This is a genomic window from Arthrobacter rhombi (genome assembly GCF_039526245.1).
Lineage (GTDB): Bacteria > Actinomycetota > Actinomycetes > Actinomycetales > Micrococcaceae > Arthrobacter_H > Arthrobacter_H rhombi.
This window is the reverse complement of record NZ_BAAAIV010000007.1, coordinates 37020-50277: the sequence shown is the minus strand read 5'-3', so window position 1 is coordinate 50277 and position 13258 is coordinate 37020. Positions and strand designations below refer to the sequence as shown.

General features: G+C 63.5%; 14 protein-coding genes. 2 read left to right on the top strand and 12 right to left on the bottom strand.

All coding sequences use genetic code 11. The features are described from left to right. Window positions 1-3: 3 nt before the first annotated feature. The 6 genes from priA to ABD088_RS06875 all read right to left on the bottom strand — a co-directional run bounded on the left by priA (window position 4) and on the right by ABD088_RS06875 (window position 3884). Window positions 4-741 (bottom strand): bifunctional 1-(5-phosphoribosyl)-5-((5-phosphoribosylamino)methylideneamino)imidazole-4-carboxamide isomerase/phosphoribosylanthranilate isomerase PriA, encoded by a 738-nt coding sequence (priA, locus tag ABD088_RS06900; RefSeq protein ID WP_343901013.1) that lies wholly within the window; start codon window positions 739-741, stop codon window positions 4-6. A 71-nt stretch (window positions 742-812) separates the two neighbouring features. Then, a complete protein-coding gene (locus ABD088_RS06895) occupies window positions 813-965 on the bottom strand; it encodes a hypothetical protein (RefSeq protein WP_343901012.1) in 153 nt (50 codons plus the stop codon). Beyond that, window positions 965-1603 carry an imidazole glycerol phosphate synthase subunit HisH gene (gene hisH / locus ABD088_RS06890; protein ID WP_343901011.1) on the bottom strand — a complete coding sequence of 213 codons (639 nt, stop codon included), beginning with the start codon at window positions 1601-1603 and terminating at the stop codon, window positions 965-967. The genes ABD088_RS06895 and hisH overlap by 1 nt, the downstream gene beginning before the upstream one ends. Further along, complete coding sequence (gene hisB, locus ABD088_RS06885) at window positions 1604-2230, bottom strand: imidazoleglycerol-phosphate dehydratase HisB (protein WP_343901010.1); 627 nt, start codon at window positions 2228-2230, stop codon at window positions 1604-1606. It lies immediately after the preceding gene. Window positions 2231-2280: 50 nt separating this feature from the next. After that, window positions 2281-3411 (bottom strand): histidinol-phosphate transaminase, encoded by a 1131-nt coding sequence (locus ABD088_RS06880; RefSeq protein ID WP_343901009.1) that lies wholly within the window; start codon window positions 3409-3411, stop codon window positions 2281-2283. Between the two features lie 68 nt (window positions 3412-3479). Further along, entirely contained in the window at window positions 3480-3884 is a 405-nt protein-coding gene (locus ABD088_RS06875; protein ID WP_343901007.1) for a LysM peptidoglycan-binding domain-containing protein, read from the bottom strand. A gap of 263 nt (window positions 3885-4147) precedes the next feature. On the opposite strand from ABD088_RS06875, the gene lexA reads away from it, so the two are divergent. Continuing rightward, complete coding sequence (gene lexA, locus ABD088_RS06870) at window positions 4148-4876, top strand: transcriptional repressor LexA (RefSeq protein ID WP_343901005.1); 729 nt, start codon at window positions 4148-4150, stop codon at window positions 4874-4876. 54 nt (window positions 4877-4930) lie between these two features. Here the strand turns inward: lexA and ABD088_RS06865 are convergent, their stop codons facing one another. After that, window positions 4931-6949, bottom strand: a complete 2019-nt coding sequence (locus ABD088_RS06865) for an ATP-dependent DNA helicase (protein WP_343901004.1) — start codon at window positions 6947-6949, stop codon at window positions 4931-4933. Beyond that, entirely contained in the window at window positions 6942-8510 is a 1569-nt protein-coding gene (gene hflX / locus ABD088_RS06860; RefSeq protein ID WP_343901002.1) for a GTPase HflX, read from the bottom strand. Before hflX ends, ABD088_RS06865 begins: the two co-directional genes overlap by 8 nt. 187 nt (window positions 8511-8697) lie before the next feature. Between hflX and ABD088_RS06855 the strand changes: the two genes are divergently transcribed. Further along, the gene (locus ABD088_RS06855) at window positions 8698-9330 is read left to right on the top strand and encodes a class I SAM-dependent methyltransferase (RefSeq protein WP_343901000.1); all 633 of its coding nucleotides are present in this window, start codon (window positions 8698-8700) and stop codon (window positions 9328-9330) included. Here the strand turns inward: ABD088_RS06855 and dapF are convergent. From dapF to ABD088_RS06835, 4 genes are all read right to left on the bottom strand, one after another. Further along, entirely contained in the window at window positions 9327-10268 is a 942-nt protein-coding gene (dapF, locus tag ABD088_RS06850; protein ID WP_343900999.1) for a diaminopimelate epimerase, read from the bottom strand. The genes ABD088_RS06855 and dapF overlap by 4 nt on opposite strands. A 9-nt stretch (window positions 10269-10277) precedes the next feature. Next, window positions 10278-11198, bottom strand: a complete 921-nt coding sequence (miaA, locus tag ABD088_RS06845; RefSeq protein WP_343901063.1) for a tRNA (adenosine(37)-N6)-dimethylallyltransferase MiaA — start codon at window positions 11196-11198, stop codon at window positions 10278-10280. After that, the gene (gene miaB / locus ABD088_RS06840; RefSeq protein ID WP_343900996.1) at window positions 11199-12740 is read right to left on the bottom strand and encodes a tRNA (N6-isopentenyl adenosine(37)-C2)-methylthiotransferase MiaB; all 1542 of its coding nucleotides are present in this window, start codon (window positions 12738-12740) and stop codon (window positions 11199-11201) included. It lies immediately after the preceding gene. Between the two features lie 50 nt (window positions 12741-12790). Then, window positions 12791-13258 (bottom strand): regulatory protein RecX (locus ABD088_RS06835; RefSeq protein ID WP_343900995.1); only part of this gene is annotated, 468 nt, incomplete at its 5' end.

The window sequence follows — 13258 nt, the reverse complement described above, 5'->3', positions numbered from 1 at the left end:
CGGCTACCGGCGCCCGGCGATGTCGAGGGCCTCGGGCAGGGTGAACTGTCCGGAGTAGAGCGCCTTGCCGACGATGGCGCCTTCCACACCCTCCGGCACCAAAGCGCGTAGCTCCCGCAAGTCAGCCAGGCTGGAGATGCCACCGGAGGCGATGACTGGACGGCTCGTCCGTTTGCACATTTCGCGCAAGAGGTCCACGTTCGGCCCCCGCAGCGTCCCATCCTTGGTCACGTCGGTGACCACGTAGCGGGCGCACCCTGCATCTTCCAAACGAGCGAGTACGTCCCACAGGTCCCCGCCCTCGCTGGTCCAGCCTCGCCCGGCCAACGTGGTGCCACGAACGTCGAGACCGACGGCAATCTTGTCGCCGTGACGGGCAATGGCACGGGCCGTCCATTCAGGGGATTCCAACGCCGCTGTCCCGAGGTTCACGCGTGCCGCGCCGAATTCGAGGGCCCGTTCGAGTGATTCATCGTCGCGGATGCCTCCCGAAAGCTCGACCTTGATGCCCAATTCCCGGGAGATTCGCGACACGGCTTCGGTGTTGTTCCCACGGCCGAACGCCGCGTCCAGGTCAACCAGATGAACCCACTCCGCACCGTCCTGCTGCCACGCCAGGGCCGCCTCCAAGGGGTCTCCGTAACCGGTCTCGCTGCCGGCTTCGCCTTGGACGAGTCTGACTGCCTGGCCATCTGCGATGTCGACCGCCGGCAGGAGTTCAAGGATGCTGTGCTGGTTCATGGTGTAGGTCTCCGGTCATCGTCGGGGTGGGCTGCCGCGCCGCCGCTGTGGGCGGTCCCGTGCCCTGCTGTCTAGTCGAGTGTCAGGATGTAGGCCGCCAGCAGGGACATGCCCGCCAAGACCCACACGGTGATAATCCAGGAAATATGTGCCTTCTGCTGGCGCAGTGACAGCGCTCCACCGGCCAGTACACCACCGAGGGCCATCAAGAGGATGCTCCACATCAGGCGAGTGTCCCCAACCAGTTGGCGAGCAACTGTGCTCCGGCGTCGCCAGACTTCTCGGGGTGGAATTGGACTGCCGAAAGCGGCCCGTTCTCCACTGCGGCGATGAATCGGCTGCCGTGTTCGGCCCACGTGACCGAGGGGGGCGTCATACGGGGCTGGGCCACTGGGAAGTCCCACTTCTGCACGGCGTAGGAATGCACGAAGTAGAAACGTTCCTGCTCGACACCGGCAAAAAGCCGTGAGCCCGGCGCAGCATCGACCGTGTTCCACCCCATGTGGGGTACTACGGGCGCATCCAAACGCTCGACGACGCCGGGCCACTCGCCGAAACCGGGGGTGCGGATGCCGTGTTCGACGCCCTCATCGAAGAACACCTGGTGCCCGACGCAGATGCCCAGCACAGGGCGCCCACCGGCGATGCGCCGGCCAATGAGCGGGCCGGCTCCGGCCTCCTTCAGTGCCTGCATGACGGAAGCGAATGCTCCCACTCCCGGAACCACGAGGCCATCCGCTTCACGGATGTCCTTGGCATCTTTGCTGAGGGTGACCGTGGCACCGACATGCTCGAGGGCGCGTACAGCGGAGCGGATGTTCCCAGACCCGTAGTCCAGGACGGTGACGCAGGGCCGGGCCACCTAGAGCGCACCCTTCGTCGACGGAATGGCGCCGCCGGTCCGGAGATCGGGCTCGACTGCTTCCCGAAGCGCCCGCGCGAAGGCCTTGAACTGTGCCTCGACGATGTGGTGCGGGTCGCGGCCCGAGATGACGCGCATGTGCAGGCAGATCTGGGCGTGCAATGTCAGTGCTTCGAAAACGTGGCGCGTCAGGGATCCGGTGAAGTGTCCGCCGATGAGGTGGTACTCCTGTCCGGCTGGTTCGCCGCCGTGGACGAGGTACGGGCGACCTGAGATGTCGACGACGGCGTGTGCCAGCGCTTCATCGAGCGGAATGGAGGCTTCGCCGAAGCGGCGTATACCCTCCTTGTTGCCCAGTGCCGTGCGCAGTACTTCGCCGATGGTGATGGCAACATCTTCCACGGTGTGGTGTACGTCGATGTGGGTGTCACCCGTGGCCTGGACGGTGAGGTCGATCAAGGAGTGCTTGGCTAGCGCCGTCAGCATGTGGTCGTAGAACGGGACGCTCGTGCTGATGTTGGCAACGCCGGTGCCGTCCAGATCAAGCTCGACGACGACGGTGGACTCGCTGGTGGCACGCTCCATGCGGGCGCGGCGACCACTGAGTAGTTCTGCAGGCACAGACATTCCTTCGGTGTGGAGGGGCGGGCAACAGGTATGTCAGCCCGGGATCAAGTCTAGCTGCCGTGCCCTGACGGGGCGGAGCTCCGGGGTGACAACAGTGCTTCCAGGGCGTCCAGGAAGGCGGTGGTCTCGGTCTTGGTCCCGGCAGTGACCCTCAAGTGGCCGGGGATGCCAACGTCGCGAACCAGCACCCCGGCGTCCAGCAGACCCTGCCAAGTGTGCCCAGCGTTCTCGAGCCCACCGAAGAAGACGAAATTCGAATCGCTGACCGCGGGGTCGAGTCCCAGTCTGGTGAGCTCGGAAACTATGCGGTCACGCTGCCCCTTGATGTCCTCCACCGTGGCCAGTAGTGCTTCTACCTGCTTGAGTGCGGCGTTTGCTGTCGCCTGCGTGACCGCTGAGAGGTGGTAGGGCAGGCGGACAAGCCGCAGGGCATCGGAGATCTCCGGGGCCGCCGCAAGATAACCGAGCCGGGCCCCAGCCAGCGCAAACGCCTTGCTCATGGTCCGCGTGACAATTAGGCGTTCCCGGCCGGGGAGCAGCGTCAGGGCGGACTCGGTGCCTTCGAGGGCGAATTCCGCATAAGCCTCGTCGACGATGATGACCGCGTTGCTGGCGCGTCCGGCCTCGTAGACGGCTTCGACGACGTCCAGCCCCAAAGCTGTTCCGGTCGGATTATTAGGAGAGCAGAGGATCACCAGGTTGGGGGCGGCGGCAGCGACTTGTTCTGCAGCGGAGGCGGCACTCAGCCCGAATCCGGCATTGCGCTCACCGGCGATATAAGCAGTATCGGTCCCACTGGCCAGCAAGGGATACATCGAGTAGGTCGGCGGGAAGCTCATGACGCTTCGGCCGGGACCGCCAAAAGCCTGGAGGATCTGCTGCAGGACTTCGTTGGACCCATTTGCAGCCCACATGTTCTCCGCAGTGAGCCCGTGGCCCAGGTATTCGGCGAGGCGTTCGCGCAATTCGGTGAATTCGCGATCTGGATAGCGGTTCAGGGTGAGTGCCGCCGCGTTAACATCCTCGGCGATGGCCCGGCATACAGATTCGGGCAGTGGATGCGTATTCTCGTTGACATTCAGCAATACTGCGACGTCAAGCTGCGGTGCCCCGTAGGGTTCGATCCCACGCAGGTTCTCCCGCAACGGCAATTTGGCCATTCTTTCCAGCTGATTACTCACGGCACCATTCTAATTCGGCACCCTGCATGCCAGGGAATCCGGTGGTGGCGCGCTGTCACATTAGAGTTTCAGCTGCCGGTCGGCACGAAGATCTGCTGGCCCGGGATCAGCACCGACCCACGCAGGTCGTTCATTTCGGTGATTTCCTTAACGACTTCCCTGCGGTCACGCTGCGGCGCAAACTCGGCAGCGAGATTCCAGACGGTATCCCCCTCCATGACGGAGACAGTGGTTGCCTCCACGGGTGCCGTCCCGGAAGAACCCGCTGCCATCACCGGCGCAGTGAAGATACCTGCGAGCACCAGCAACACGGTCGCCGCCAGCATCAGTGGAAGGCCAATGCAAACGAAGCGACCTCGCCGCGTGAGCTCGAGACGACCTGAAGTTGAGACTCGATGGGTGTCGCGGACCAACCGCGTGGTGGCGTGGTCCGTAGTCAAGAACGCCGGAGCTGTCATTGCGATCTGAGCCATGGTCTTGCCTTCCTGTAGACCCGTCGTGGCGGGTATCGGTCGCGATTACCGCGATTCAGGTTCGAACTCATGTTCGAACCTCTGAGTCATTTTTAGCATCTTTGTCCGAATGTTGTCGAGACACGTTCGAATAAATCTTTGAATGACCGCCTCCGCTGCCTTAGGGTGGAAGCAACGGCTGAACGGATGTGAGTCCACCAGCCGCATCCGACAGATTGCGGACAGGCCCGGTACGCCGGCGATTTACCAGGACGGGATGGACCATGAGCTCAGCGGAGACTCCGGCGCCGAAGAAAGCGCCCAAGGGCCTGACGGCTCGGCAAAAAAAGATCCTCGAAACGATCCAGCGTGCCGTTGCCGATAAGGGCTACCCGCCGTCGATGCGAGAAATAGGCGACACGGTCGGGCTGGCAAGCCTGTCCAGCGTCACCCATCAGCTGAGCCAGTTGGAGAGGCTGGGGTACATTCGCCGTGATCCCCGTCGTCCGAGGGCCATGGAAATCCTGCTGCCGCTGAGCCTTGGCGCGGTTCCCGGCCAGGAGGCGCCGGGGGCGGCGCCTGAGGAAACGGGCAGGGAGCGGGCCCATCTTTCCGTGGTCGGAATGGACTCGTCCTCCGACGTGGCTAAAGTCCCCCTGGTCGGCAGAATCGCCGCGGGTGGACCGATCCTGGCCGACCAGTCAGTCGAGGATGTCATGACGCTGCCCCGGCAGCTGGTGGGCCATGGCGAACTCTTCATGCTCAAAGTCAGCGGCGATTCCATGGTGGAAGCCGCGATCTGCGATGGCGACTGGGTGGTTGTACGCCGCCAGCAACACGCGGAGAATGGCGACATCGTGGCCGCACTGCTGGATGACGAGGCCACCGTGAAGACTTTCCGCCAGCGTGACGGACATACCTGGCTGCTGCCGCAGAACCGGCAATATGAGCCCATCCTCGGAGATCATGCCACCGTCATGGGCAAGGTCGTCTCCGTGATGCGTTCGATCTAGGACCAATTTCCGACAGAACCCCCGCCTGTACCTACAGACGGGGGTTCCGTGCGTCTAGGACCCGTCGGATGCAAGCCTGGACAGTGCACCCAAAACCACGTTCTTGTCCGTCGTCGCCCACATGGGCGGAAGCGAGGCACGCAGGAAGTTTCCGTACCGTTCGGTCGCCAACCGCGAGTCCAAGACCGCTACGACACCGCGATCAGTGGTCGACCGGATCAGCCGCCCCGCTCCCTGGGCCAACCTCACCGCGGCATGTGACGCCGAGACGGCCATGAAGCCGTTTCCTCCATGCCTGGCGACGTCCCGGCTGCGAGCCGTGGATAGCGGGTCGTCAGGCCGTGGAAAGGGGATCCGGTCGATCACCACGAGTCGGCACGAGGGTCCGGGCACGTCAACGCCTTGCCACAGGGTCATGGTTCCGAACAAGCAGGTGTCTCGTTCGTCAGCGAATTGTTGGACGAGCGTCGACATGCTCGATTCGCCTTGGCACAGGATGTCGGGATCCACCCGTGGGCGAAGCGCCTCCGCTGCTTCCTCGGCGGCACGGCGTGACGAGAAGAGCGCCAGCACTCCCCCACCCGAGGCCCTGATCAGGTCGGCAAGTTCGTCCAATGCCTCCGGGGAGACGCTCCGGGACGGCTTCGGAAGATGGCGCGCGACGTAGAGCATGCCTTGCCGCGTGTAGTCGAACGGGCTGCCCACGTCGATGCCGGTCCAGGCAGGCGCCCCATCACCCAGGAGCCCCAATGAACCGGCCACGGGTTCAAAGGCTGCCCCGATGGCCAGGGTAGCCGAGGTCAAGACCACGGTTCGGCCGTCGAACAGTCCCTCCCGGAGTTTGCCGGCGACGGACAGGGGCGCAACGTTGATCGTGGCCGGTGAGGATTCGTCGGGGGGCGTGTAACCGGCTCCGGGCGTGAAGTCGCCCTGGCGCGAGATCCAGACGACCTCGCGGTCATCGGACGGACCATCGAGCCGGTCACACTGCTCCATCAAGTACTGCAACTGGGATCGCGCCATTTGTCGCCCGCCGTCTGCGGTATCTCCGTTAACGGGCTTCGAATCCGACAGTGCAACCCTCGCGGCTTCTCGGATTGCCGCCACGGCAGCACGCTGGTCTTCGTTCAGTCCCTTCGGAAGCAGCCCCGTGGGAACACCCTCGAGGGAGTCAGACAGGGCTTTACCCGCTCTGCTCAGGGCCTCAACGGCAACTCCTTTGCAATTTCTACGGGTCGCCGTCGCCGCCCCCGTGACCAAGGCCGCCGAAAGGGGGCGGGTGACCGAACTGGTCACCCGGTCCTGGAGTTCGTGGGCCTCGTCAATGATCACCGTGTCGAATTCCGGCAAGACGGCCAGGCCTTCAAACGCGGATACGGCAAGCATCGCGTGGTTGGTGATGACGATATCTGCATCACCGGCCCTCTTCCGCGCCAGTTCGCTGAAGCACTCTTCAGCCATGGGGCACTTTTGCGCACCGAGGCAGTCCATGGCGCTGACGGAGACCTGCCGCCAGGCTCGTTCACTGACTCCGGGAACGAGATCGTCCCTGTCTCCAGTGGTGGTCTCCTCGGCCCATTCCCTGACTCGAACCACTTCCTGGCCTAGGGCAGAGGAAGGACCAGCTCCCGCCGTCAGCGCGCGTGCGGAACCATCGTCGTCCAGCGCGAAAAGGGCCCCCTCGTCCTCATCGGGATATCCGCCCCCCAACTTGTATTTGCACACGTAATTCGAGCGGCCCTTGGCCAGGGCGACGTCGAGCTGTCGCGGCAACTCCTCGGCGAGATTTTCCAGCAGACGCGGAACATCGCGCCCGACAATCTGCGCTTGAAGAGCCAGGGTGGCCGTTGAGACCACGACGGGCTTGTCCGCGTCGAGAGCGTGGGCGATCGCCGGGACGAGATAGGCCAAGGACTTGCCCGTTCCTGTCCCAGCTTGAACCAGCAAGTGGCGGCCCGATTCCAGGGACTCCACCACTTGACGTGTCATTTCATGCTGCCCGGCACGGCTCTGTCCGCCCATGCGTTCCACGGCCCGGTCTAGTAGGGCCACCACGTCTTCTACTTCAGCCATGGACGACGAATTGCTCCAATTCCGCGGCGAGTACGCCACGCACCTTGACGGACAACCGGGTTCCCTCTGCCGTGTGCTCGATCGAGAGAATCTCGGCATCTGTGCCATGCAGACGGTTCACCAGATCCCCACGTTCGTAGGGGATGAGCAGTTCCATGGCAACATCGGGCCGCGGGATTGATGAGCTGATCCGCTCCAACAATTCGGCGATCCCCCCACCAGTGCGGGCGGAGACAACCACGTGGTTCGGTTCGCGTTGGCGAATCCGCTCAACGACGAAGGGGTCGGCGATGTCGGCTTTATTCAGCACGATGATCTCAGGGATGTTCTGCGCATCGACCTCCGTGAGGACTTGTCGAACGGCGTGGATCTGGCCCTCGGGGTCCGGGTGGGAGGCATCGACGACGTGGAGGATGAGATCCGCATCGGCAATTTCTTCCAGCGTTGATCGGAAGGCCTCTACCAGCTGGGTCGGCAACGACCGGACGAAGCCGACGGTATCGGCCAACGTGTAGCCGACTCCGTCCTCGGTTTCCGTCCGCCGTACCGTGGGGTCCAGCGTGGCGAACAAGGCGTTCTGGACCAACGCCCCGGCGTCTGTCAGGCGGTTGAGCAGCGAAGACTTCCCGGCATTCGTGTAGCCGGCGATGGCCACTGCTGGAACTGAGTTGCGCTTGCGATTTGAACGTTTGGCCTCACGCGCCGGTTTCATTCCCTTGATCTCACGGCGGAGCTTGGCCATGCGGTCGCGGATTCGTCGACGGTCCAACTCGATCTTTGTCTCGCCGGGTCCACGGGAGCCGATGCCGCCGCCAGCCGCACCAACACGTCCACCTGCCTGGCGCGACATCGATTCACCCCACCCGCGCAGTCGGGGCAGCAGGTATTCGAGCTGGGCGAGTTCGACCTGTGCCTTGCCTTCGCGGCTCTGGGCATGTTGCGCGAAAATATCCAGGATCAGGGCCGTTCGGTCGATCACCTTGACGCGAACGATGTCCTCCAGCGCTCGACGCTGCGACGGTGCCAGCTCAGAGTCGATGACCACGGTATCCGCCCCGGTGCTGGCAACGATGTCACGCAGTTCCTGTGCCTTGCCCGAGCCTAGATAGGTCCCGGGGTCAGGTTTCATGCGCCGCTGGACCAGACCGTCGAGAACCTCGGAACCTGCGGTCTCGGCCAGTGCTGCCAATTCGCGCAGCGAATTCTCCGCGTCCTGAGCAGTGCCCTCTGTCCAAATGCCGGCCAGGACCACGCGTTCGAGACGCAGTTGCCGGTATTCGACCTCGGTGACGTCTTCGAGTTCGGTGGAAAGTCCGGCGACGCGTCGAAGCGCATTGCGCTCCGCCAGATCCCGCTGCTCGCCATCCGACGTGGATTGCCCGGCCCCATCCGCGTCGAGCGCCAGGGCCCTTCTGCCCAGCATGGACTGCGGTTCCGGGGTATCCCCGGGCACGGCGCGACCTGCTGCGTCATCGCTTGCCAGGATGCGGTCGATGACCGACTGGATCTCGTCCTCGTTGAGGTCGCGGTCGCGTGGATTGGGCTCGTTGTGAGTGGTCATGTTCCCCTTTGAAGGTCTTCCATCAATTCTAGTCCGCCCCACCGACACGTCGAGGCTTTCCTCCAGCGGCCGAAAACACGACGCACATCGACGAACAAAGTGATTGGGATAAGCGTATCACTTGTCAGGAGGCCGCCGGGAGTGCGTGATTCGCTTTGGAGTCCCCTACCCGGTTAATCTTCCATTCATGGGTTCGGACCACTATTTCAGCGCACAACCGTCCACGCCGTTCACCCGTAAACACATTCGGGTGACGCTTGCTGGCGAAGAACGTATGGTCAGCACGGCCGGCGGCATCTTCAGCCCCGAAGGGATCGACAAGGGTACAGCAGTACTCCTGAACGAAGTCCCAGCCCCACCCTCAAGCGGAGATCTGCTGGATATCGGATGCGGATGGGGGCCGATTGCCTTGAGCATGGCCCTGGCGTCGCCCGATGCAACGGTTCACGCGATCGACGTGAACGAACGCAGCCTCGAGCTGACCCGAGAGAACGCCAACGCACTTTCCCTGCAAAACGTCGTGGCCACGACGCCCGATGCGGTCGATGAGGGTGTCCGTTTCCAGACCATCTGGTCAAACCCCCCGATCCGTGTCGGCAAGGAGGTCCTGCACCAGATCCTCTTGCAGTGGATTCCGCGACTGGCCCCGGGGGGAACTGCGTGGCTCGTCGTGCAGAAGAATCTCGGATCCGACTCCCTGCAGTCCTGGCTCAAGCGTGAGCTACCTGCAGGATTCTCCGTGACCCGGCATTCGACGGCCAAATCATTCCGCATCCTGCGTGTGGACCGCCCTGTAGTGGACGAGGCAGCCGGAAGCTAGCTCAGGGAGCCCTCGGAAACCAATACCGCTGGACCATCCAGAACCACGTGTTCCCTGCCATCGGGCCCGTTGACGAATACCACCGACACTGTTCCACCCGGCACATGCACGTCCCACCGCTCCGCAACGGTGTCACCGGCCCAATGTCGTGTCGCCACGACCGCCGCACAGGCCCCTGTGCCACACGAGCGGGTTTCTCCTACTCCGCGCTCGTGGACGCGCATCCGAATCGTCCCGACACCGGCGCTGACCAGCGGATCAGACGGAAGGACGAATTCGACGTTGGTACCGTGTGGCGGAACGGGTTCCACCAAGGGCGCATGGTGCAGGTCCAACTCGTCGAGTTCGGATGCTTCGGACAACGCGACGACGGTATGCGGGTTGCCCATGCTCACGCTCAGCGCCGGGCGGGGCACCGCCATTCCAGCGTCCACGATCGAATCCAGAGCACGTTCGATGGCCCGATCCGGGAAGATGAATTCCCACGGCCCCATGTCCACTGCATAGCCGACTGCAGAACGGGTGATCACCTTGACGCCGGCGCGCGTCCCGATGGTGAGCGCCGCACCGTCATCCAGGGTGACGAATCCTCGACTGATCAGGAAGTGGACGAATACCCGAACCCCATTTCCGCACATTTCCGAGACAGATCCGTCGCCATTGCGGTAGTCCATGAACCATTCCGCGGCAGGGTTCTCCCCCAGCAGGGCACGCCCTTCCGCCACTGTCTCGGATTTGATGGCTCGTATGAAGCCATCCGCGCCGATGCCCAAGTGCCGATCGCAGACGGCGGCAACCTGTTCGGGCAAGACATCGCGGGTATTGTCCGGGTCCGCAACCAAGATGAAGTCGTTGCCGGTCCCATGGCCTTTCGTGAAGGCCAATCCGGAGAGTTCGCGGAGTCGGTCGGCTTGCTGTTCGGGCCCAGTAGTGCTCATGTCTCTAGCCTACGTGTCCGCGGCAGACTCGAATTCACGAACCTGGGCGCCGATCGCATCAGCCGCCCCGGGAACGGAGGGATCGAACCAGGCGACCCTGGGGTCAGCGCGGAACCACGTGATTTGCCGACGTGCAAAGCGGCGGGTGGCGACGACCGTGGATTCGATGGCCTGCTCGACGGTACTGATGCCGTCGATCACCTCAAGGAACTGTGAATATCCGATGGCGCGCGCGGCGGTCTTGGTTTCGCGCAGACCGCGCACGGCCAGTTCACGGACTTCCTCGAGGAGACCCGCCGCGTACATCCTCTCGACCCGGCGTTCGAGGCGTTCGTGCAGAAGTGGACGTTCCAGGTCCAGACCGATCTGGAGAGTTGGTTGCACATAGTTCCGTTGGGGCATGTAGGAGCTGAAGGGACGCCCGGTGATCTCGTAGACCTCCACTGCGCGTATCAGCCGCCTCACGTCCAGACCACGTGCGGCTGACACCGGGTCCACGGCAGCCAGCCTCTCCTGCAGCCCCGCCGTCCCGTGCTCCCCCGCCTCCGCTTCCAGCCGCCGCCGGGTCGGAGGATCGGTGGGCGGGAACTCGAGTTCATCGACAGCCGCACGAACGTAGAGACCGGAGCCGCCAACCAGGATGGGCAGGCGCCCTCGTTCCTGGATTCCGGAGATTGCCTCACGCGCTTGGTGTTGGAATGTCGCCACGCTGGCTTCTTCCCCGATATCCATGATGTCGAGGAGGTGGTGGCGGATACCCCCGCGTTCATGTACCCCGAGTTTGGCGGTACCGATATCCATTCCGCGATAGAACTGCAAGGCATCGGCATTGACGATTTCACCGTCGAAGTGCTGGGCCAGCTGAATCGCTGTGTCCGATTTTCCGGTTCCCGTCGGTCCGACGACAGCAATGAGTGGCCTCACCAGAATCTACTTACGTGGTGGGAGCACCGGCATGCCCAAGGAGACTCCCTTGGCGCCGGCGGCGGACGGGGAACCGCTGCCAACGCCACAGGACTCGGCCTGCGAGCGATCCCAGGCGTCGCCGGCACGTGAACGTCGGAGTTGGTACTCCCCAGTCGTCGCCGGGTCCGCAACGAGGTGGAAGGCTGCCGCCCCGGTGACCCGCACCGTCACCAAATCGCCAGGTCGGGGCTGTTCTGCTCCCTCGGGAACGGAAAAGTGCACCAGACGCTGGTCGCGTGATCGGCCAGAGAGCCGGTGGGTCTGCTCGGACTTGCGACCGGACTGTGCCGTGACCATGACTTCAATCTGCCGCCCGATTTGCCGGGAGTTCTCCTCGGCGCAGATACGGTCCTGGAGAGCCGTCAGGCGCTCGTAGCGTTCCTGGACGACTTCCTTGGGCAGCTGGTCCGGAAGTTCGGCAGCGGGGGTGCCGGGGCGTTTTGAGTACTGGAACGTAAAAGCGCTCGAGAACCGGGACTTCTCGACGACGTCCAGGGTCGCTTGGAAGTCCTCTTCGGTTTCCCCGGGGAACCCCACGATGATGTCGGTGGTGATGGCGGCATCGGGCATGCGTTCTCGGACGCGGTCGAGGATGCCGAGGAACTTCTTGGACCGATAGGAACGACGCATGTCCTTGAGTACTTTGTCAGAGCCTGATTGCAGCGGCATGTGCAATTGCGGCATGACGTTCGGCGTCTCGGCCATCGCATCGATGACATCGTCGGTGAAGGCCGCAGGGTGCGGGCTGGTGAAGCGAACACGTTCCAGGCCCTCGATCTGCCCGCAGGCGCGCAGCAACTTTCCGAAGGCCAACCGATCGCCGAATTCGACGCCGTAGGAGTTCACGTTTTGGCCCAACAGGGTGACTTCGATGGCGCCGTCATCGACGAGAGCCTGGACCTCGGCGAGGATATCGCCCGGACGCCGATCACGTTCCTTGCCACGCAGCGACGGGACAATGCAGAACGTGCAGGTGTTGTTGCACCCCACGGAGATCGAGACCCAGCCCGAATAGACGGAATCCCGTTTGGTCGGCAGCGTTGAGGGAAAGACATCGAGGGACTCGAGGATTTCCAGCTGGGCCTCGTTATTGTGCCGGGCACGCTCCAGCAGGGTGGGCAGTGAGCCGACATTGTGGGTGCCGAAGACGACGTCTACCCACGGGGCCTTGCGCAGGATGGTCTCCCGATCCTTTTGCGCCAGGCAACCTCCCACGGCAATCTGCATGCCTGGGTGCTTTTCCTTGACGTGGGCCAATCGCCCGAGGTTGCCGTAGAGCTTGTTATCTGCATTCTCGCGCACGGCACACGTGTTGAAAACGACGACGTCGGCTTCTCCCTCGGCGGCGGTGTCCTGCCGCGGAACCATCCCGGCTTCCTCCAGCAAGCCAGCGAGGCGCTCCGAGTCGTGGACGTTCATCTGGCAGCCATAGGTACGGACCTCGTAGCTGCGCTGGGAGGTATCGGTGGCCGGGGCGGATTCAGTGCTGGGAATGGTCAAACTCACCCACCTAGAGTACCGAACCAGCTTGGCGTGGCGGAACTCGGTGCGCGGGTTCAGCCGTGTTCGACGGGCCAGACCTCATTGACCACCCGGAAGGCGACTCCTGGGCCGTAGCCTTTCCGACCCAGCATCGATACGAGACGACGGACACCCTTGTCGCGATCGAGGCTCGGCGGCATGGACCTGACCTTCTTTTCGACGAGTTCCCGAGCCATGTCCAGCTCGTCAGCGTCACTGAGCTGTTCGAGGGCCTCAGAGGCCAACTCGTCAGCGACGCCCTTGGTACGCAGCTCCCGTTTCAGGGCACTGCGGGAGAGACCCCGCGTGCGGGCCCGCCCTCGAACCCAGGAATCCGCGAAGGCAGCGTCGTCGATCAGTTGGAGTTCCTCGAAGCGGTCCAGGACGCGCTGCGCCGCCTCGGGGGGTACATCGCGGTCGTCCAGCTTGTCCGCCAGTTGCTTCCGGCTCTTCGCGGATCCCGTCAGCTGCCTCAGAACGATGGCCCGCGCCACGGCGTCCGG